Source organism: Cyclobacterium lianum, assembly GCF_900143075.1.
In the GTDB taxonomy this organism is placed as follows: domain Bacteria; phylum Bacteroidota; class Bacteroidia; order Cytophagales; family Cyclobacteriaceae; genus Cyclobacterium; species Cyclobacterium lianum.
The window spans coordinates 23,975-43,916 of the sequence record NZ_FRCY01000001.1 but is presented as its reverse complement, the minus strand read 5'-3'; the positions used below and the strand labels follow the sequence as shown (position 1 = coordinate 43,916).

Below are 19,942 nucleotides of genomic sequence, written 5' to 3'. Positions count from 1 at the left end.
TTTGCTGCGGATAAAAGTTACAGGATAATGGTGCTTTCTTTAAAAACGGATTGTATATGGCATTATTAAAAAAGGACCTGGATCTTGAAAAGAGATGGGGCAAATTACTGGAAGGACTGGGGGAAATCTTCGGCAAAAAACCTGCTGACTTAAATGCCGTACTATTTATCATTGGAGTTCAGGAATTGGGCAAAGGACCCCGCCACTTTTCTAAAGAAGAAAAACAGGACTTGATGCACATTGCTACCTGCAAAGTGCTGAGCCTTTCGGGATTTTATGTTTTGGATTTTATCGATCAGGACGGCTGGCCGCATTGGAGTCTGCGCAAGCAGGTACCCCACCTCAATACCGCAGAGCAGGAAAAATTATTAAAGATTCATGTGTTGGACTACTTTGAAGAAGAATTTGAAATAGACATTAAATGAAAATCATATCCTACAACGTCAATGGTATCAGAGCAGCTTTAAAGAAAGGATTTGCTGACTGGCTGAAAGCAGCTGATCCAGACATCCTGGGTCTGCAGGAAATCAAATCCCTGGAAAATCAAATTGACCTGGACATATTTAAAGACCTGGGATACCATGTTTACTGGTATCCCGCAGTGAAAAAAGGATATAGCGGAGTGGCCATCCTGAGCAAGAAAGCAGCTGAAAAGGTCACCTATGGGATGGGGGTAGATGTGTATGATGACGAAGGCAGGGTGATTCAGGCCGATTATCCTGATTTTTCATTTATCAGTGCCTATTTCCCATCAGGTACTACAGGTGATATACGACAAGACTTCAAATACCGCTTTTTGGATGATATCTATCACTACAGCCAGGATTTGATACAGTCCTATCCGAAACTGATCCTGAGCGGCGATTATAACATATGTCACAAGCCCATAGATATCCATAATCCCGTAGCAAACAAAAACACCTCCGGATTTTTACCTGAGGAGCGGGCCTGGATGGATAAGTTTACTTCCTCGGGACTAGACGACAGTTTCCGTTTGCTAAACAGTGCACCACATCAGTATAGTTGGTGGAGTTACCGCGCCAATGCCCGTGCCAACAACAAGGGATGGCGCATTGACTACCACATGACCACGCCATCGGTAAGCCAAAAAATCAAGATGGTAGACATATTGCATGAGGTACATCATTCGGACCATTGCCCAATCAGCATTGAGCTCTAGTAATTTATAATAATTAAATCATGATTAAAGCCTAAAAAATCAATGAAATCAATTAAAATTTCTATCCCATCTATAATTGAAAACATAACAATTATTGAGAGTTTCATTGATAACGCCAAGGAGAAATTTCACATCAGTGATGACATTTATGGTAATATCATGATTTCGGTAACAGAATGTGTCAGCAATGCCATTATTCATGGAAACAAGGAAGACAAACGGAAATCTGTTCGCCTGGAGGTCCGTTTTCTCGACGATCAACTAAAATTCATCGTGGAAGATGAGGGGGAGGGGTACGATTACCAACATCTGAATGATCCGACATCACCGGAAAACCTGGAGAAATCTGGCGGTAGGGGTGTTTTTATCATGAGGCATCTTTGCGACGAGATTCATTTTGACAATGAAGGGGCCAAGATAACACTTACCTTTTACATGAATTGAGATGGCAATACATTTCTTCGAAGAAGATATCCGTTCAGAAATTCAGCAGAAAAGAAACCTAAAAAATTGGATAAAGAAAGTAGCAGCGGGAAAATCCTTCCGTATCGGCAATATCAATTATATCTTTTGCACTGACGAATATTTACTAGAGATCAACAAAGCTTACCTGAATCATGATACCCTTACAGATATCATCACTTTTGACCAATCCGAAAGATTCGGAGAAATCGATGCCGATATTTATATCAGTGCCGAACGAATCCGGGAAAACGCCGACATATTGGGCAAAACTTACCAGGAAGAACTTCGGCGCGTTTTAATTCATGGTATTCTGCACCTCTGCGGGCATAGAGATAAAAGCCCTGCAGAGAAAAAAAGCATGCGGGAAGAAGAAGACAAAGCGCTGAACTTGTTTGATTCCGCAGATGTTCCACGTGGAACACTCAAGAAATAAAAATCCATACATTAAAGTGTTCCACGTGGAACACTAAAAAAATTAGAATATGTTTCCAGAATATGATGTGATCGTGGTGGGCGCTGGGCATGCGGGTTGCGAGGCTGCACATGCAGCAGCAACCATGGGTTCCCGCGTAATGCTCTGTACGATGAACATGAACACAATCGCACAGATGTCTTGTAATCCCGCAATGGGTGGCGTAGCAAAAGGACAAATCGTGAGAGAAATAGATGCATTGGGTGGCAGGTCAGGAATTGTGGCTGATAAGTCTATGATTCAATTCCGTATGCTCAACAGGTCTAAAGGGCCAGCAATGTGGTCGCCAAGAAGCCAAAATGACCGCATGCGCTTCGCGGAAGAATGGAGATTGGCCCTGGAACAAACGCCAAACATAGATTTTTGGCAGGAGATGATCACAGGCCTTATCATAAAGGGCAAGAGAATAAGAGGCGTTAAGACTTCTCTGGGTCTGGAAATTCCTTCCAAATCCGTAATCCTGACCAACGGAACCTTTCTTAATGGAATTATCCATATAGGAGAAAAACAAATGGGAGGGGGGCGTACCGGAGAACGGGCAGCAAAAGGTATCACTGAAGATCTCAGGCAACTTGGTTTCGAATCGGGCAGGATGAAGACCGGCACACCCCCACGGGTAGACGGCAGAAGTCTGGACTATACCGTCATGGAAGAACAACATGGTGATGCAGAACCAGAAAAATTTTCTTATTCCCCGGAGACAAAAGTGCTTTCTAAGCAAAGAAGTTGCTGGATTACCTATACCAATAACAAAGTTCACGAAACCCTTGCCACGGGATTTGATCGCTCACCCATGTTCAACGGCAGAATACAGGGACTGGGCCCAAGATATTGTCCATCTATCGAGGACAAAATCAATCGGTTTGCAGAGAGAGACAGGCATCAGATATTTGTAGAACCTGAGGGCTGGGATACCGTGGAAATTTACGTGAATGGATTTTCAACATCACTCCCGGAAGATGTACAGTTGAAAGCGCTGAGACAAATCAGGGGTTTCGAGAATGCCAAAATGTTCCGGCCAGGATATGCCATTGAATACGATTATTTTCCTCCGACACAGCTCAAATTGAGTCTGGAAACAAAATTGATCGACAACCTGTTTTTTGCAGGTCAGATCAATGGAACTACCGGTTATGAAGAAGCCGCCTCCCAGGGACTACTCGCTGGTATCAATGCACACCATAAAGTAAAGGAAAAGGAACCGTTTATACTTAAACGATCAGAAGCCTATATCGGTGTTTTGATAGATGACCTGATCAACAAAGGTACCGAAGAGCCTTACCGCATGTTTACCTCCCGGGCCGAGTTCAGGCTATTGTTGAGACAGGACAACGCTGACCTCCGGCTCACCCGTTATGGTTATGAAATGAACCTGGCAAGCAGACAACGATATGATCTCATGCAGGAAAAAGAGGCCAGAACTTCAGAGCTGATCAAAAAACTCGAACAGGTCCGGCTCCGGCCAGAAGGCATTAACGGCGCCCTGCAAGAAAACAATACGGCACCCGTAAAGGAAAATATCACGGTTGAGAAACTACTTAAAAGACCACAGTTAGGTATCAGAGACATTATAAAAATGGACCATCGATTGGAACAGGAACTCGCCCAATACCATGAAGCCGTACTCGAACAAGCAGAAATTCAAATCAAATACCGTTCATATATAGACAAGGAAAGACAAATGGTGGATAAAATCAATAATCTCGAGAACCTGAAAATACCCCACCACATGGATTATTCTTCCATTAAGGCCCTGTCTGCCGAAGGAAGGCAAAAATTGTCCAAGATCAAACCGGAGACCATAGGACAGGCATCCAGGATCAGCGGGGTATCTCCGGCTGACATGTCCATTTTGACCATATATTTAGGAAGATAGCATGTATGAAAGGTTACACAAATGCCCACTTTGCAAAAGTGAGCTTTTTATTAATCACATGGTGGTAAAAGATCATGCCTGCAGTAAAGAATCCTTCATCATTTGCGCCTGTAAAAATTGTGATTTGTGGTTTACCAATCCCCGGCCTGACCAGGAAAATATATCCCGGTATTACCAAACGGATAATTACATCTCTCACCAAAGTAGTATCAGGAGTACAAGGGATTTGATTTATAATATTGTGAGAAAATATACCCTAAAGCAAAAGCTAAAACTTCTCAACCAACGAATCAAAACCAAAGGGCGACTATTGGACTTTGGCTGCGGTACCGGCCTTTTCGCCAAAACCTGCCAGTCTGATGGCTGGCAAGCATATGGTTTCGAGCCGAATCAGTCCGCTGCAGCACAAGCCCAATCAAAAAACCAAATCCAACTGATAGCCGATTTCAATGCCCTGGAAAAACATAAGAAATTTGATGCCATTACGTTATTCCATGTACTGGAACATGTGCATGACCTTAACAAAACCATCAAGACCCTTTTGGGAAAATTAAAAAAACGGGGTTTGCTGTTCATCGCCGTCCCAAACAGATCTTCTAAAGACGCAGGCCTGTTTCGCGAAAATTGGGCAGCTTTGGATGTACCCAGACACCTCTACCACTTCAATGAAAAATCGATGAGGTACCTCGTGGAAAAACATACCTGTCGTATCGCCGAGATACTGCCCATGCCATTTGATGCCTACTATGTGTCCCTTTTAAGCTATCAGTATACCAATGCGGACTACCGCTATCTGAAAGCGCTTAAGTCGGGCTATCTTTCTAACCAGGCCGCCTCTAACTCTAATAATTATTCCAGCTTACTTTTTATCATTAAGAAAAAATGAGAATAATCTTACGGCTTTTATCTTTTCTCATCGCTATAGGCCTTTACTCCTGTGCCAAACAAAGCTCACCAATGGGAGGCCCCAAAGATGAAGAACCACCCATATTGCTTTATTCTAACCCACCTGACCAGAGTACCAACATCAAACCATCAGAAATCGATCTGGAATTTAACGAATTTGTAAAGATCGAAAATCCCAATCAGTCCGTAATCATTACACCACGTCTGGAAAAAGACAAAATCGAATACCTGGCTATAAAAAACAGGATTAATATCAATATCAATCAGGACCTGGAAGACAATACCACATATCTGTTTAACTTTCAAAAAAGTGTTCAGGATATCACAGAAAGCAATCCAGCAAATCGATTGAAACTTGTATTTTCTACAGGGGAATCAATTGATAGCCTCAGTGTATCCGGACAGGTCGCCTTTACCGATCCATACGCGGAGCTCGAATTTGATGATGTCCTTGTAGGTTTATACGCCGCCGATGATACCACAGATCTGTTCACCGCACCACCATACTATATCGCTCAGCCCGACTCTACCGGACGATTTGAAATCACCAATATCAAAGCAGGAGAATTCAGAGCTTATGCCTGGCATGACGAAAACAACTCCCTCAAAGCCGAATACCGAAACGAGGCATATGGATTTGCACCAGACATCATAAGCGTAGACACCAATAAAGAAGGGCTGTTTATCAATATCGCGAAGGGTGATTTGTCAGACCTTAAAATCAACCGCGGCACCATCACAGGTAGAAACTTTGATATCGTTTTAAGCAAACCCATAGCTGAATTTTCCGTTTCTCACCCAGATAAAAACAAGCAGCTATTCTACCGCATACAAGATAAGACCATCAGACTTTACCATACGGAAATGCGAAATGACAGCACCGAAATTGGCCTGCTGTTAAAAGACTCTGTAGGTTTTCTGGTTGACACAACTTTCTACGCCACTTTTGAGGAAAGTGATCGATCAAAAGAGAAACTTGAAATAACTACCAACACAGGCCTCAAATTTGTCAACACCATACAGGCAAAACTACATTTTAACAAACCGATCGTTGATATCAATTACGATTCGCTATACTTAAAATATGACAGTGCCAGGTTGATCCCTATCCTACCTGAAATGGTCCGGCTACCAGACAGTACCCATCTGAGAACCGATATTTTTATCGATATCCCACTACCCGACACCGTCAGCAACAATGCTTTTACGCTATATGCATCAGATTCAACTTTTCGTGACGCAGAAGACATGTGGAACGAAGATCCGGTAGAAGCTAAATACACACGTCTAAAAACTGATAACCTCGCTGATGGCATAAATGGAAAAATAAATACGCCAGAACGACCTATCATCCTGCAATTACTAAACTCAAAAGGGGAAATCATCCAGGAAAAATATCTGCTGGATACAAACTATTTTGAATTCAACAATATTGAAGCCACTAACTACTCAATCCAGGCAATAATTGATAAAAACGAAAATGGGCGATGGGATCCAGGCAACTATTACCAAAATATCCAGCCAGAACCGATTTATGCCTTCTTCGATGAGGAAACCAAAAAATATGAATTCATATTACGGGGTGGATGGACGCTCGACGGCCTGATTATCGAACGCAGGAATTCCTCAGGCTTTATCGAAGACCAAAACAAGCCCGACTTAATTGATAACATACGGCTACCCATCGAAATCATGGAGATCGATCCGGAGGATTTACACAACTAACTGTAAACCTGTATCTTGTGAATAAATAATCAATATATGGAGTTTGTTGATAAAGAAAATAAAAACGTGAATAAGTAAGTACTAGCTGAAATTAACCAACAAGTTTAGCTATCAAAAAGATACCGAAGATTGAAAATTAAAATGTGCTGGTGATAAACCTGAATTTATCCACCCTTATCCACCGGTAAACACCAGAAGCTTTATACACCTTGCAGAAATACGCCGTTTCCCACCATAATCCAACCGGATAAAATAACACTTTGATTTCAAGCAAATTAGAAATAGAAGCTGTGTGGGTAAGATGTGAACAGAAATTGGCTTACCTGAGGGAAGAGGTTGACAACTCAATCCAATCCACTTTACCCACATATCCACCTTATAATAGTATCCATACTTTTTCTAATTAATAATTTTTTTAAAATAATTACCGTGTGGACATCTTTATCAGAATCGTGCGGATACCGGAAGCCAAAAGATAGCAGTGCTTTAAATGGCCTGGTATGGGGGCGTACCGAGAGTATACTCCCTGAAGGCTCTTCCAACATCCCTCTAATACTGGATTAAACAAAAATCAGTTTGCTTAGACCATGGGAAAAAACCTTTAATAGGCAGATAACTCACTGTGCCCGAAAAAGTTTAAGCATCTCCATTAAGCTAAGGTTGAAAAACAGAAAAATTTTTCATTTTATTATGCATGCATAATTTTTTTCCTTAACTTTTAAGTATGGATTTCAGCGATAGATGAAAAAGGAAGAAACCATAGACTACCACATCAAATCCTGTTGGCACTCGATTTCCAGAATGTACAATCAGAAGGCCAACATGGAGGGAATAACCACATCTATGGGATTTGTACTTATCAATATCGATTCCCGGGAAGGAACACCGGCAACTAAAATAGCCCCGCTTATGGGTTTGGAATCCCGCAGCCTGACGAGGATACTGAAATCCATGGAACAAAAGGGTCTGATTAGAAAATCCCGCGATCCCAATGACAGGAGATCTGTAAGAATTTTTCTTACTCCCCGGGGCAGGGAAAAAAAAACCGCTGCCGTAAAAACGATCAACCATTTTAACGAGGAGCTCAGGAATGATCTTTCAGCGAACGAAATTGAGTCCTTTTTTAACCTGTTTGAAAAGATCAATCAGGTGATCCAAAGGATTCAAAACTCCTGAATACAAATACTGATAATTCAGGTGTGAGAAGGAGCAAACAAAGATTGCACAAAATGACAAAAATGGTTGGCTCAGGGTATTTCATAAAAATTGGACAGTCAGCCCGGACAAAGGATCGGAGCTTGATTTAGCCGCTTAAAGATAATTATACGCATATGAAGAGAACCATAGAAAAAGTAGCTGTTTTAGGATCAGGAATCATGGGATCCAGAATCGCTTGTCACTTTGCCAATATAGGGGTCAAGGTACTGCTTTTGGATATTCGTCCAAAAGAGCTTAGCGAAGCGGAAAAGAAGAAAGGCCTTACTTTAGAAAGTCCATCGGTGAAAAACCGGATTGTGGACAAAGCGTTGGCAGATACGCTTTCCTCCAAACCTTCCCCTATTTATGAAAAGGACTTTGCCGGTCGAATTACTACTGGCAACTTTGACGATGACCTTCACAGGCTCAGCGACTACGATTGGATCATAGAAGTCATCGTCGAAAATCTAGAGATCAAACAGGGTCTGTTTGAAAAAGTCGAAAAATACCGCAAGGCGGGATCATTGATCAGTTCAAATACTTCCGGGATACCCATTCATCTGATGGCAGACAACCGTTCTGAAGACTTCCAAAAATGCTTTGCCGGAACGCACTTTTTTAACCCTCCCAGGTATCTTCGCTTGCTCGAAATCATACCCGGACCACAGACCAAACCCGAAATTGTTGATTTTCTCATGGATTATGGGGATCGTTTTTTGGGGAAAGAAACCGTGTTATGTAAAGACACACCAGCTTTTATCGCAAACAGAATCGGGGTCTATGCCATCATGTCTGCAATACATACCATAGAAGATATGGGTATGGGTGTATCCGAGGTGGACAAACTTACCGGTACTGTTATAGGAAGGGCCAAATCCGGTACTTTCCGGACGTTAGACGTGGTCGGATTGGATACCACAGTGCATGTTGCCAATAATCTTCACAAGGTTCTTGAGCATGATGAATCCAGGCAGCGATTTGAACTTCCCAAGAGTGTATCGGTGCTGAAGGAAAACGAGTGGTACGGAGATAAGAGCGGGAAGGGATTTTATCACATGATCCGCCATGATGACGGAAGCAAAGAACTAAAAGAAATAGACTTCAGTACCTATACCTACAAGCCTGCCGAAAAGCCGAAAATCAAAGCGCTTGATGCAGCGAAAGGAATCGAAAACCTGAGGAAACGAATTAAGTTCTTAGTGAATTTTGAGGATAAATCGGGCGAATTTTACCGAAAAACCTTTTTTGATCTTTTCAGGTATTGCTCAAACAGAATTCCGGAAATAGCGGATGATTTGTACCGCATAGATCAGGCCGTTTGCGCAGGTTTTGGCTGGGAGTACGGACCATTTGAAAACTGGGATATTCTTGGCGTCAGCGACACGGTGAAAAAGATGGAGGAATCCGGCGATAAGCCAGCCGAATGGGTGTATGAAATGCTGGATGCCGGAATCGGCAGTTTTTATCAGGTAATAGATGGCAAAAGGAATTACTATCATATAGGTTCCAAATCCTATCAGGAGGTTCCGGGCTTGGAAGATTTCATCTTACTGGACACGCTCAAATCGGCCAATAAAAAGATATGGAGCAATGAAGGCGCTTCCATTTACGACCTAGGTGAGGAGGTAATTGGTTTGGAATTTCACACCAAAATGAATTCCCTGGGTCAGGAAGTAGTGGAAGGCATCAACAAGGCCATCGGTCTGGCAGAGCAATCCTACAAAGGTCTGGTAATCGGTAATGAGGGCCCGAATTTCTCAGCCGGAGCCAATTTGGCCATGCTCTACATGTATGCCGGCGATCAGGATTTCGATGAAATAGACCTGATGATCGCACAATTTCAGCAGACCATGATGCGGGCTAGATTCTCCTCTGTTCCGGTAGTAGTGGCTCCACACAATATGGCATTGGGAGGCGGATGTGAACTTTCATTGCATGCAGATCTGGTACAGGCGCATGCGGAATTGTACATGGGATTGGTAGAAGTAGGCGTAGGGCTCATTCCTGCCGGAGGGGGCACCAAAGAAATGACACTTAGGTTTTCTCAAAGCCTGACTTCCGGAGATGTGGCCCTGAATCGTTTGCAGGAAACGTTTATGAACATCGCTACAGCCAAGGTATCCACTTCCGCCGCCGAGGCAGCAGGATTGGGTTATCTCGAACAAAAAGACAGTATATCCATAAACCGAAAACGGCAGTTGGCGGAAGCCAGACAAAAGGTATTGATGCTTCATGATGCTGGCTATACCCAGCCACTCGAAAGGAAGGATATTCGTGTGTTCGGAAAATCTTCATTGGCTTTGTTTGAGGCTGGCATTACTGGTATGCGGTATGGTTCCTATATCTCTGAGCACGATGCTAAAATTGCCCGCAAGCTGGCATGGGTAATGAGTGGGGGAGACCTGTCGGAGGCAACAGAGGTGAGTGAAAAATATCTTCTCGAACTGGAAAGAGAAGCCTTTCTAAGCCTTACGGGCGAAAAGAAAACCCTGGAACGGATCCATAGCATTTTATTTAAAGGCAAACCGCTCAGGAACTAAAAATGCGAAGGATCCAATTTCGGAGTACGGTAGATTTATCTTTGCTCACATCTTACATACATAAATAGAATTTTACAATGGACGCATATATTATCAATGGTTTTCGCTCAGCAGTAGGAAAAGCTAAAAAAGGTGGTTTTCGTTTTTATCGCCCGGACGATCTGGCCGCCGATGTAATCAAACACCTGGTCAATGCAGTTCCGGGCCTGGAAAACAAGATGGTGGATGACCTGATTGTAGGCAATGCGATTCCTGAGGCCGAGCAAGGCATGCAGATGGGACGTATGATCGCGCTGCTGGCCCTGGGCCAGGAAAATCCGGGATTTATTGTCAACAGGTATTGTGGTTCTGGAATCGAGGCCATCGCTTTGGCGACTGCAAAAATTAAAATGGGCATGGCGGATTGTATCATTGCCGGAGGAACGGAATCCATGTCAATGGTACCCATGATGGGATATAAAACGGCATTGAATTGGAAGATAGCATCGCAAAACCCGGATTATTACCTGAGCATGGGCCTGACAGCCGAAGAATTGGCTAAGGATTACAATGTGAGCCGGGAGGACGCAGATTATTTTTCGGTGAGATCCCATGAAAAAGCGATAGATGCAATAAAAAATGGCAGATTTAAGGAGGAGATCGTGCCGGTGACCGTAGAGGAGACATTTGTGGATGAAAACCAGAAGCGGAAGACAAAAACTTTTACCGTAGATACCGACGAAGGTCCACGCCCGGGCACCACCATGGATGTTTTGGCCAATCTGAAGCCCGTTTTCAAACAGGGAGGTCAGGTAACCGCAGGGAATGCGTCCCAGACTTCTGATGGAGCTGCCTTTGTGGTAGTGATGTCCGGGCGCTTGATGAAAAGTTTGAATCTGGAGCCGAAGGCACGTCTGGTTTCTTACAGTGTGGCTGGAGTAGAACCCAGGATCATGGGCATAGGTCCGAAGGAGGCTGTGCCAAAAGCCCTCAGGCAGGCAGGCCTGGCGCTCCAGGATATCGATCTGATAGAGTTGAACGAAGCTTTCGCCACGCAGGCCCTGGCGGTAATACGTTCACTGGATTTTGACCCGGAGATTGTAAATGTAAATGGTGGCGCGGTGGCCCTGGGACATCCACTGGGATGTACCGGAGGCAAATTGACCGTGCAGATGATGTACGAATTGGCCAGGAGACAAAAAAAGTATGGCTTGGTCACCGCTTGTGTGGGCGGCGGACAAGGAGTAGCGGGAGTGATCGAAAGGCTCTGATGCCAAAGCAAATATAAAACGAGCTAGCTAAAATCATGTAAAATGGAACCCTTAACGAAAAATAAAGCCTTGAATGGTGGGGAATACCTGATCCGGGAATCGGCTGCAGCCGACGTCTTTATCCCTGAGTCCTTTAGTGAAGAACAGAAAATGATGGCTGCCGCCAGCCAGGAATTTCTGGACAGGGAGATATTGCCCCATATGGAGGAGATTGACAGCATGAAAAATCCCGATTTGGTCCCCCAAATATTGAAAAAGGCTGGAGAACTGGGTTTGCTGGCCATATCAGTGCCGGAGACCTACGGTGGACTGGGCATGAGCTTCAATACCTCCATGCTGATTGCGGATATCATAGGCGCTGCGGGATCTTTTTCAACCACCTACGGTGCCCATACAGGCATTGGTATTTTGCCCGTCCTTTACTACGGTACAGACCAGCAAAAAGAAAAGTATCTTCCCAAACTTTCCAATGCCGAATGGGCTGCCTGTTATTGCCTGACGGAGCCGGATGCCGGATCGGATGCCAATAGTGGACAAACCAGGGCTGTTTTAAATGAAGAAGGCACCCATTACCTGATCAATGGCCAGAAAATGTGGATTTCCAATGCCGGATTTGCAGATTTTTTTATCGTTTTTGCCAAAGTAGATGATGATAAAAACCTTACCGCCTTTTTGGTAGAAAAGACCTTTGGCGGTATCAGCATGAACGAAGAAGAGAAGAAAATGGGCATCAAGGGTAGCTCCACCCGTCAGGTTTTTTTCAGGGATTGTCCCGTGCCAGTAGGCAATATGCTTTCAGAAAGGGGTCAGGGTTTCAAAATAGCAGTCAACATTCTGAATATCGGGCGTATCAAGTTGGGTGCCGGCGTATTGGGTGGCTGCCGCAGATTGCTGGGTCTGTCCATTCAGTATGCCTCTGAAAGAAAGCAGTTTGGCGTACCGATTAATTCTTTTGGTGCCATCAAGGCCAAACTTGCGGAGATGGCCATCAAGACCTATGCCTGTGAATCACTTTGCTATCGGGCCGGGCAGGACATTGAGGATCGTATCGCCGCGCTCGAGGCGGCGGGTATGGAAGCCAGCAAAGCCAAGCTTAAAGGCGTAGAAGAATTTGCCATAGAATGCGCCATCGCCAAAGTGCACGGTTCGGAAGTGCTGGATTTTGTGGCAGACCAGGGTGTACAGATTTTTGGTGGTATGGGCTATTCTGCCGAAGCCCCCATGGAACGTGCCTATCGCGATGCCCGGATTTCCAGAATTTATGAAGGCACCAATGAAATCAACCGGATACTGATGGTGGGCATGTTGCTCAAGCGGGCCATGAAGGGTGAATTGGCCATTATGGATGCGGGAAAGCAGGTAGGAGAAGAACTGAAAGCCGTGCCGGATTTTACTTCCCGGGATTATTCTGCCCCGCTTTCCCGGGAAAAGGCCATTTTGCAAAACCTGAAGAAGGTGTTTCTGATGATCGGAGGGCAGGCCGCAAAAAATTTGGGAGATCAACTCGAAAGCGAACAGGAAATCATGATGCACCTGGCAGATATCATGATAGAAATTTATGCTGCAGAATCTACGCTGCTCAGGACGGAAAAATTGCTTTCAGAAAAAGGGACAGAGGCAGTGAAAACCCATCTGGCGGCCAGCCGGGTCTATCTGTATGAAGCCGTTGACAAAATCAATGTAGCCGGCAAAGAAGCCATTTATGCCTTTACTTCCGGAGATGAACAAAAGCTGCTGTTGATGGGCCTGAAAAGATTCACAAAGACCGATGCTGTCAATACCAAAATGCTGCGAAGAGAAGTGGCAGATGCCCTGATCGCAGAAGGCAGGTACTTCTTCTTTTATGCCTGAAATTCAAAATAGAGCTACCGCTATGAGCAAACCAGAAGTATGGCTTAGAGGTCCGATACCTGATATCCCCTTTCTTCTGCAACCAGCCGCCCATGCCCTGCTGCAAACGGCAGAGGAGCTGGAGGTTTACCTGCAGGAATTTCCGGAAGACAAATTGTGGCAGAAAGTATATGGCAGGGCATCAGTAGGATTTCACCTGCGGCACCTGACAGGCGTGCTGGACCGGTTGATTACCTATGCAGCAGCAAAGGAACTGAGTGAAGAACAGTTGACTTACCTGAAAAATGAAGCCGTAGCGGATCAAGACGGAGCTGACCTGCTCTTAGATAACTTTCGGCAGAAGGTAGCTCAGGTGCTGGCAATATTTAAGAATACCTCAGAGGAAAAATTAAGAGAACACCGGACAGTAGGGAGAAAAAAGCTTCCCAGCAGTGTATTGGGTTTGTACTTCCATGCGGCCGAGCACAGCCAAAGGCATCTGGGGCAATTGCTGGTGACGGTATCGGTACTTAAGGAAAACCGTTCAGGAACTCAAGTTGGATAATTTGGCCCTGGTGGATTCCGGGGAGACCACTTATTTTCCAGAATATCTCATTTGGGCCCATCCTGCAAGCAAAAGAAAATCGTTATATTTATTTCACAAAACCGATAATTTATAGGGTAGGGAAGCTTTTTGCATAAGGGATTTATCGGAAGAATTCAGGACTACGACTGGCCATTGATAAATAACCGGAAAAAATGAACAAAACTGCTTTATTGCTGATGGTATTGGGCTTGAGCTATGGGATGGCTATCGCCCAAAAGGCCACAAAAACAGAAAATATCTTCCTGATCACAGTGGATGGCCTCCGCTGGCAGGAATTTTTCAAAGGTGCCGACTCGCTTTTTGTAGACGATACAGGCATGATCAAAGACCAGGGGTCCTTGCTGCCTGAATTCTGGCATCAGGATCCCTTAAAACGCCGCCAAATGCTGATGCCTTTTACCTGGTCTACTCTGGCAGAAAAAGGACAGTTGTATGGTAACCGGGCTTTTGGCAACAAGGCTGACCTGAGAAACGATATGCTTTTTTCTTACCCCGGCTATAACGAGATACTGACAGGAGCCCCCGATGACGAGAGGATCAACTCCAATGCCAAAACCAATAACCCCAATACCACACTGCTGGAACACCTGCAGCAAATGCCGGAGTTTGAAGGGAAGGTGATGGCCTTTGGCAGTTGGGATGTATTTCCCTACATCATCAATGAGGAAAGAAGTGGAATTCCCGTCAACGCCGGCTTTGACAAGGCAGAGGGCGCTAACCTTAGCCCTGCTGAGCAAATGATCAACCGGATGCAAGCCGAAATCCGGGGTCCCTGGGGAGGGGTGCGGCTGGATCCTTTTACCCACCATTATGCGATGGAAGCCATCAGAAAGCAGGCACCGAGACTGGTGTTTATCGGCTATGGCGAACCCGACGACTGGGCGCATGGCAACCGTTACGATGAATACCTCCATTCCATTAAACAGTTTGACAGCTACCTGAAGGAATTGTGGGAATACATTCAGACTACGCCGCAATACAAAGACAAGACCACCATGATCATAACCACGGACCATGGTAGGGGCGTAGAAAAAAGAACCTGGACCGGACATGGCGCTGGCATTCCCCGCTCACGGGAGGTGTGGATAGCCGCTATCGGCCCGGATAGCCCGGCCCTGGGAGAAGTAAAGCAGGAAGCGCAGGTCTATACGGCCATGATCGCCCGCACTGTTTTCCAACTGCTCGGCCTGAGCTATCCTGAAGAAAAGGCCGATGATGCCATAGCATCCATCTTGCCTTGAAAATAGGCATATATTTTTCCTCTGACTCAGGAGGAGCAGCTTGACCGCCATCAGTATCCGGGACAGAGATATCAGCAGAGAAAGTGACGCGATTGGCCAGGTTTCGCCGTCTTTCAAAAAATTGCCTATTTTTAGGCCATGAAGATGCGAACAAACCAACAACTGGTCCTTGCCCTATGCCTGGCAACATTCATATTGGTACAACCCCTTGCTGCACAATCGGGAGCCAAACCCTATTTTATGGAGGGCGAGGCTCAGGTAGTGCCCGCCTTTCAGGATCCCGCCCGATGGATCCGCCACGATCTCTGGGTAGAAACCGAATTTGATTCCGATGCCGACGGACTCCCCGACCGCATGCATGTGGCAGTGACCCGTCCTTACCAAACCGAATATGAGGGATTAAAATTGCCGGTGATTTATGTCAGTAGTCCCTATTTTGCAGGAGTGGCACCGGATGTAGAAGGCTTATTCTGGGATGTGCGCCACGAACTGGGCGCACCGCCCGAGAAGCGGGTATCTCCGGAAGTAGAGGCCAGCAACAACAGACCCTTTATTTCCGATTCCCATATCCAAACCTGGGTGCCCAGGGGATATATACTGGTGCATTCTTCCTCTCCGGGGACAGGCTTATCACAAGGCAGCCCTACCGTGGGCGGAAAAAACGAATCTCTGGCTCCCAAAGCCGTAATTGACTGGCTCTGCGGAAGGGCCAACGGCTTTACCCAACCTCAGGGAGGGGAGCCTGTGGAGGCCTACTGGTCTACCGGAAAAGTAGGCATGACCGGCACTTCCTATAATGGCACCATCCCTCTGGCCGCAGCCACTACCGGCGTGGAGGGACTGGAGGCCATCATTCCCATAGCACCCAATACCTCGTATTACCATTATTACAGGTCTTACGGATTGGTGCGTTCTCCCGGAGGATACCTGGGAGAAGACATTGATGTATTGTACGATTTTATCCACAGTGGCGACACCGCCAAAAGGGCCGGGAACAATACCCGCATCCGCGATACAGAAATGAAGGAAGGGATGGACCGGGTGACCGGAGATTACAATGATTTTTGGGCGGGCAGGGATTACCTGAATCAGATGGAACCCATGAAAGCCGCCCTGCTGATGGCGCATGGATTTAACGACTGGAATGTGATGCCCGAACACAGCTACCGGATCTATAAAAAGGCCGAATCCATGGGATTGCCGGTACAGTTGTATTACCACCAGGACGGGCATGGGGGTCCGCCTCCGATGCGCATGATGAATCGCTGGTTTACCCGCTACCTGCACGGCGTGGAAAACGGGGTAGAGGAAGATCCAAAAGTATGGATCGTGCGGGAAAATGACAGCCAGGACAACCCGACTCCCTACGATGCCTATCCCAATCCCGGAACAGAACCCGTGTCTCTTTATCTCGAAGGTGCGGCCCCGGCAGCGGGAAAATTGCATTTGCAGAAGCCTTCCCGGCAGGGGAGGGAGACACTGGTAGATAATTTCTCATTTGATGGGGCATCCCTGGCAAAGGCAGAGATCACGGAACACCGCCTGCTGTTTTTGAGTCCGGAGCTGAAAGAAGACCTGCACCTCTCGGGGCTGGCAGAGATGCGTATCCGCCTGGCATCCAGCAAGCCTGCCGCCAACCTTTCTGTATGGCTGGTTTCTCTGCCCTGGAACGACTCAAAAAACGCAAAAATAACGGACAACATCATTACCCGGGGCTGGGCGGACCCGCAGAATCACCAGTCCCTCACCGAAAGCGAGCCTTTGAAGCGGGGCCGGTATTATTCGCTTGCCTTTGCGCTGCAGCCCGATGATCAGATCATTCCCAAAGGCCAGCAGATCGGTTTGTTGATTTTTTCCAGCGACAAGGAATTTACCCTCTGGCCCGATCCCGGCACGGAGCTGACGGTAGACTTGGATGCCAGCTATCTGGAATTGCCGGTAGTGGGCGGCATGGAGGCCTATGAGGCTGCTACGAAATAGTTTTATTCACCACAGATAACACAGATTAGCACAGATAAATAGGTGAACGGCAGGTTAATATTTAAGTAGTTAAAAATAATCGGTGTGAATCTGTGGTAAAAAGAATTCACCACGGATAACACAGATTAATACAGATAAATTATGGATAATAAGGTTAAGTAGAAAGAACCAAAATAATCTGTGAAAATCCGTGCGAATCTGTGGTGAAAAAGGAATTTACCACAGATACCACAGATTAACACAGATAAATTATGGATAATAAGGTTAAGTAGAAAGAACCAAAATAATCTGTGAAAATCCGTGCGAATCTGTGGTGAAAAAACTATACACCAAAGATTTATTTGATTCATCCCTATGGAATTGAATGATTTAACATATCGAATCATTGGATGCGTCTACAAGGTTCATTCCGGATTAGGACCTGGGCTGCTGGAATCTGCTTACGAAGTTTGTTTGGAGCATGAATTACTTAAGGCAGGGTTAAAGGTAGAGAGACAGAAACCGCTTCCAGTGCAATACGACCAAATAAAAATGGATGCCGGCTATCGGATAGATCTGTTGATCAACGATCAGGTCATTGTAGAAATAAAGTCTGTAGAAGCAATTGCTCCTATCCATAGAGCACAAGTCATGACTTATTTAAAATTATCCGGATTGAAGGTAGGTTTATTGCTGAATTTCAATGCCCAGGATATGAAAAAAGGAATCACAAGAATTATCATGTGAATGACAGATCCTAATAACCTAAAATGTGTGTAAATCCGTGGTGAAAAAAAGTGGAGGCACCACAGATAGCACAGATTAACGCAGATAACCAGGTGAAAGGCAGGTTAATATTTAAGAAGCCGAAAAAAAATCTGTGTAAATCCGTGAGAATCTGTGGTGAAAAAAACGGTGGCACCAGGGATTGGTTGGCCTATATCCGTATAAAGGCCACTAAAACCCGAAAGACAAATTTCATGGAAATGCATTTTTCCCTTCCAAAAAAAGCCACTATATTGTTAGGGAAATTTCGTCATTATGTAGTTTTTTTGAAAATATCGTAGCATACGGTTTAGAGAAAAACGAGAAAAGTTAATCCTTATGTTTCATGAGCTTTTATGATCAATTACTGAAATTTTTAAGTCAAGCAAAGACAGATAACTTAAAAACGAAACACTATGAATCGGAGTACTCCGGAACAAAAGTAAGTGTAAGCTTCGGAAAAGGGAACACTGCAAGAATACCCTGGATTTCCTTTCTGCGAAAGCCGAATACAACTAGCAATGGAATATATCCTGTTTACTTATATTTCAAAGATTACGATTTATTAATTTTAGCCTATGGAGTAAGCGAAACGAATAAACCAGAGATAAATTGGAAAGCTAAAAATAGACAAACCATTACGAGGTTTTTTAAAGAAAAATATTCTCAAAATCCCGATCGATATGGAGAATCGTATATTTATAAAACATATGATGTAAAAAACCTGCCTTCAAAGGATGTAATAGATAATGATTTAAATAATTTAATAACTGAATATGTTGATTTTCTGAATGCTTTTACAGACTTAGAAAAAGACCGAGAGGAATTTAAATTAAGTCTATTGATTGAAGATTTGAATGCCTCAGAATTAAGGTATTCGAACGAACTGCTAATTAGGTTAACGGCCTCCCTCCTCACCAAGCCATTCGTAATTCTCACCGGCCTTTCTGGTTCAGGAAAAACCAAATTAGCACAAGCATTTGTGCAATGGATATGCCAAGATGAAAACCAATATTGCCTCATTCCAGTGGGTGCCGACTGGACCAATCGTGAACCCCTGTTGGGGTACCCCAATGCCTTAAATCCCAAAGAATATGTAAAGCCTGACAGTGGCGTACTTGATCTGATCATTCGGGCAAATAGTCATCCGAATTTACCTCACTTTTTGATTTTGGATGAAATGAATCTGAGCCATGTGGAACGGTATTTTGCGGATTTCCTAAGCGCAATGGAATCAAAAGAAGAAATACCATTATACGGACAAACAAAAGTAGAAAACGGTGTTCCTGCAAAACTAAAAGTCCCTTCCAATTTATTTATTATCGGAACAGTCAACATAGACGAAACCACAAATATGTTCAGTCCAAAGGTGCTAGACAGAGCCAATACCATTGAGTTCCGGGTTACGCAGGATGAAATGAAATACTTCCTGGGCAATATTAAAAACATTAACATGAATGCCTTAACCGGCAAGGGTTCAGGAATGGCTAAAAGTTTTTTAGGCATGGCATCAAGCAAAACGTTGGAATCAGATAATGAAATAAATGAGACATTGATACAATTTTTTGGGGAATTAAAAAAGACAGGAGCGGAATTTGGCTTTAGGAGTGCCACAGAGATTTTGCGATTGGTTCATCACCTTTCCGTTTTAGATAGTAACCTTACAAAAGCCCAGAAAATAGATATTGCTATCATGCAAAAATTACTTCCCAAGTTGCATGGTTCACGAAGAAAACTCTGCCCTGTACTGGAAACGTTGGGTACATTTTGTTTTTCAGATGGTACAAATGTCTTGAAAGAAGTGTTTGAAAACGAAGTTTTTGAATACAATGACTCAAGGGTAATTTATCCTTTGTCGCTAGAAAAAATTTCTAGAATGTACAAAGGAGCCTTAGACCATGGATTTGCAAGTTTTGCAGAGGCTTGATC

At 44.6% G+C, this 19,942-nt stretch carries 16 protein-coding genes; all 16 read left to right on the top strand.

Going from position 1 to position 19,942, the window contains the following annotated elements; genetic code table 11:
• Positions 1–56 precede the first annotated feature (56 nt).
• The gene (locus BUB19_RS00190) at positions 57–425 is read left to right on the top strand and encodes a hypothetical protein (protein WP_073089870.1); all 369 of its coding nucleotides are present in this window, start codon (positions 57–59) and stop codon (positions 423–425) included.
• On the top strand, positions 422–1,180 hold the full coding sequence (locus BUB19_RS00185; protein ID WP_073089867.1) for an exodeoxyribonuclease III: 759 nt from the start codon (positions 422–424) through the stop codon (positions 1,178–1,180). The genes BUB19_RS00190 and BUB19_RS00185 overlap by 4 nt, the downstream gene beginning before the upstream one ends.
• A gap of 42 nt (positions 1,181–1,222) precedes the next feature.
• Positions 1,223–1,624, top strand: coding sequence for an ATP-binding protein (locus BUB19_RS00180; RefSeq protein WP_073089863.1), 402 nt, complete (start codon positions 1,223–1,225; stop codon positions 1,622–1,624).
• A gap of 1 nt (position 1,625) precedes the next feature.
• Entirely contained in the window at positions 1,626–2,078 is a 453-nt protein-coding gene (gene ybeY / locus BUB19_RS00175; RefSeq protein ID WP_073089860.1) for an rRNA maturation RNase YbeY, read from the top strand.
• Between the two features lie 49 nt (positions 2,079–2,127).
• Positions 2,128–3,993, top strand: a complete 1,866-nt coding sequence (mnmG, locus tag BUB19_RS00170; RefSeq protein ID WP_073089857.1) for a tRNA uridine-5-carboxymethylaminomethyl(34) synthesis enzyme MnmG — start codon at positions 2,128–2,130, stop codon at positions 3,991–3,993.
• A gap of 58 nt (positions 3,994–4,051) precedes the next feature.
• On the top strand, positions 4,052–4,879 hold the full coding sequence (locus tag BUB19_RS00165; protein ID WP_245802743.1) for a class I SAM-dependent methyltransferase: 828 nt from the start codon (positions 4,052–4,054) through the stop codon (positions 4,877–4,879).
• Positions 4,876–6,624 carry an Ig-like domain-containing domain gene (locus tag BUB19_RS00160; protein ID WP_073089850.1) on the top strand — a complete coding sequence of 583 codons (1,749 nt, stop codon included), beginning with the start codon at positions 4,876–4,878 and terminating at the stop codon, positions 6,622–6,624. Before BUB19_RS00165 ends, BUB19_RS00160 begins: the two co-directional genes overlap by 4 nt.
• A 741-nt stretch (positions 6,625–7,365) precedes the next feature.
• A complete protein-coding gene (locus tag BUB19_RS00155; protein ID WP_073089847.1) occupies positions 7,366–7,800 on the top strand; it encodes a MarR family winged helix-turn-helix transcriptional regulator in 435 nt (144 codons plus the stop codon).
• A gap of 155 nt (positions 7,801–7,955) precedes the next feature.
• Positions 7,956–10,361, top strand: a complete 2,406-nt coding sequence (locus BUB19_RS00150) for a 3-hydroxyacyl-CoA dehydrogenase/enoyl-CoA hydratase family protein (RefSeq protein ID WP_073089844.1) — start codon at positions 7,956–7,958, stop codon at positions 10,359–10,361.
• A gap of 77 nt (positions 10,362–10,438) precedes the next feature.
• A complete protein-coding gene (locus tag BUB19_RS00145) occupies positions 10,439–11,611 on the top strand; it encodes a thiolase family protein (protein WP_073089841.1) in 1,173 nt (390 codons plus the stop codon).
• A gap of 42 nt (positions 11,612–11,653) precedes the next feature.
• Positions 11,654–13,462 (top strand): acyl-CoA dehydrogenase family protein, encoded by a 1,809-nt coding sequence (locus tag BUB19_RS00140; protein ID WP_073089838.1) that lies wholly within the window; start codon positions 11,654–11,656, stop codon positions 13,460–13,462.
• Between the two features lie 22 nt (positions 13,463–13,484).
• The gene (locus BUB19_RS00135; protein WP_073089835.1) at positions 13,485–14,006 is read left to right on the top strand and encodes a DinB family protein; all 522 of its coding nucleotides are present in this window, start codon (positions 13,485–13,487) and stop codon (positions 14,004–14,006) included.
• Between the two features lie 194 nt (positions 14,007–14,200).
• Positions 14,201–15,289 (top strand): alkaline phosphatase family protein, encoded by a 1,089-nt coding sequence (locus BUB19_RS00130; RefSeq protein ID WP_073089833.1) that lies wholly within the window; start codon positions 14,201–14,203, stop codon positions 15,287–15,289.
• Positions 15,290–15,427: 138 nt separating this feature from the next.
• Positions 15,428–17,269, top strand: a complete 1,842-nt coding sequence (locus BUB19_RS00125; protein ID WP_245802742.1) for a Xaa-Pro dipeptidyl-peptidase — start codon at positions 15,428–15,430, stop codon at positions 17,267–17,269.
• Positions 17,270–17,623: 354 nt separating this feature from the next.
• Positions 17,624–17,995 (top strand): GxxExxY protein, encoded by a 372-nt coding sequence (locus BUB19_RS00120; RefSeq protein ID WP_073089830.1) that lies wholly within the window; start codon positions 17,624–17,626, stop codon positions 17,993–17,995.
• Between the two features lie 364 nt (positions 17,996–18,359).
• Positions 18,360–19,940: an McrB family protein gene (locus BUB19_RS00115; protein WP_073089827.1), complete on the top strand. Its 1,581-nt coding sequence runs from the start codon at positions 18,360–18,362 to the stop codon at positions 19,938–19,940.
• The last annotated feature ends 2 nt before the right edge of the window (positions 19,941–19,942 follow it).

Bases quoted from the DNA above. Each gene is read 5' to 3' on its own strand.
- BUB19_RS00150 (WP_073089844.1), top strand. From the start codon at position 7,956: ATGAAGAGAACCATAGAAAAAGTAGCTGTTTTAGGATCAGGAATCATG.
- BUB19_RS00180 (WP_073089863.1), top strand. From the start codon at position 1,223: ATGAAATCAATTAAAATTTCTATCCCATCTATAATTGAAAACATAACA.
- BUB19_RS00135 (WP_073089835.1), top strand. From the start codon at position 13,485: ATGAGCAAACCAGAAGTATGGCTTAGAGGTCCGATACCTGATATCCCC.
- BUB19_RS00160 (WP_073089850.1), top strand. From the start codon at position 4,876: ATGAGAATAATCTTACGGCTTTTATCTTTTCTCATCGCTATAGGCCTT.
- BUB19_RS00140 (WP_073089838.1), top strand. From the start codon at position 11,654: ATGGAACCCTTAACGAAAAATAAAGCCTTGAATGGTGGGGAATACCTG.
- mnmG (WP_073089857.1), top strand. From the start codon at position 2,128: ATGTTTCCAGAATATGATGTGATCGTGGTGGGCGCTGGGCATGCGGGT.
- BUB19_RS00120 (WP_073089830.1), top strand. From the start codon at position 17,624: ATGGAATTGAATGATTTAACATATCGAATCATTGGATGCGTCTACAAG.
- BUB19_RS00125 (WP_245802742.1), top strand. From the start codon at position 15,428: ATGAAGATGCGAACAAACCAACAACTGGTCCTTGCCCTATGCCTGGCA.
- BUB19_RS00190 (WP_073089870.1), top strand. From the start codon at position 57: ATGGCATTATTAAAAAAGGACCTGGATCTTGAAAAGAGATGGGGCAAA.
- BUB19_RS00155 (WP_073089847.1), top strand. From the start codon at position 7,366: ATGAAAAAGGAAGAAACCATAGACTACCACATCAAATCCTGTTGGCAC.
- ybeY (WP_073089860.1), top strand. From the start codon at position 1,626: ATGGCAATACATTTCTTCGAAGAAGATATCCGTTCAGAAATTCAGCAG.
- BUB19_RS00145 (WP_073089841.1), top strand. From the start codon at position 10,439: ATGGACGCATATATTATCAATGGTTTTCGCTCAGCAGTAGGAAAAGCT.
- BUB19_RS00185 (WP_073089867.1), top strand. From the start codon at position 422: ATGAAAATCATATCCTACAACGTCAATGGTATCAGAGCAGCTTTAAAG.
- BUB19_RS00165 (WP_245802743.1), top strand. From the start codon at position 4,052: ATGGTGGTAAAAGATCATGCCTGCAGTAAAGAATCCTTCATCATTTGC.
- BUB19_RS00130 (WP_073089833.1), top strand. From the start codon at position 14,201: ATGAACAAAACTGCTTTATTGCTGATGGTATTGGGCTTGAGCTATGGG.
- BUB19_RS00115 (WP_073089827.1), top strand. From the start codon at position 18,360: ATGAGCTTTTATGATCAATTACTGAAATTTTTAAGTCAAGCAAAGACA.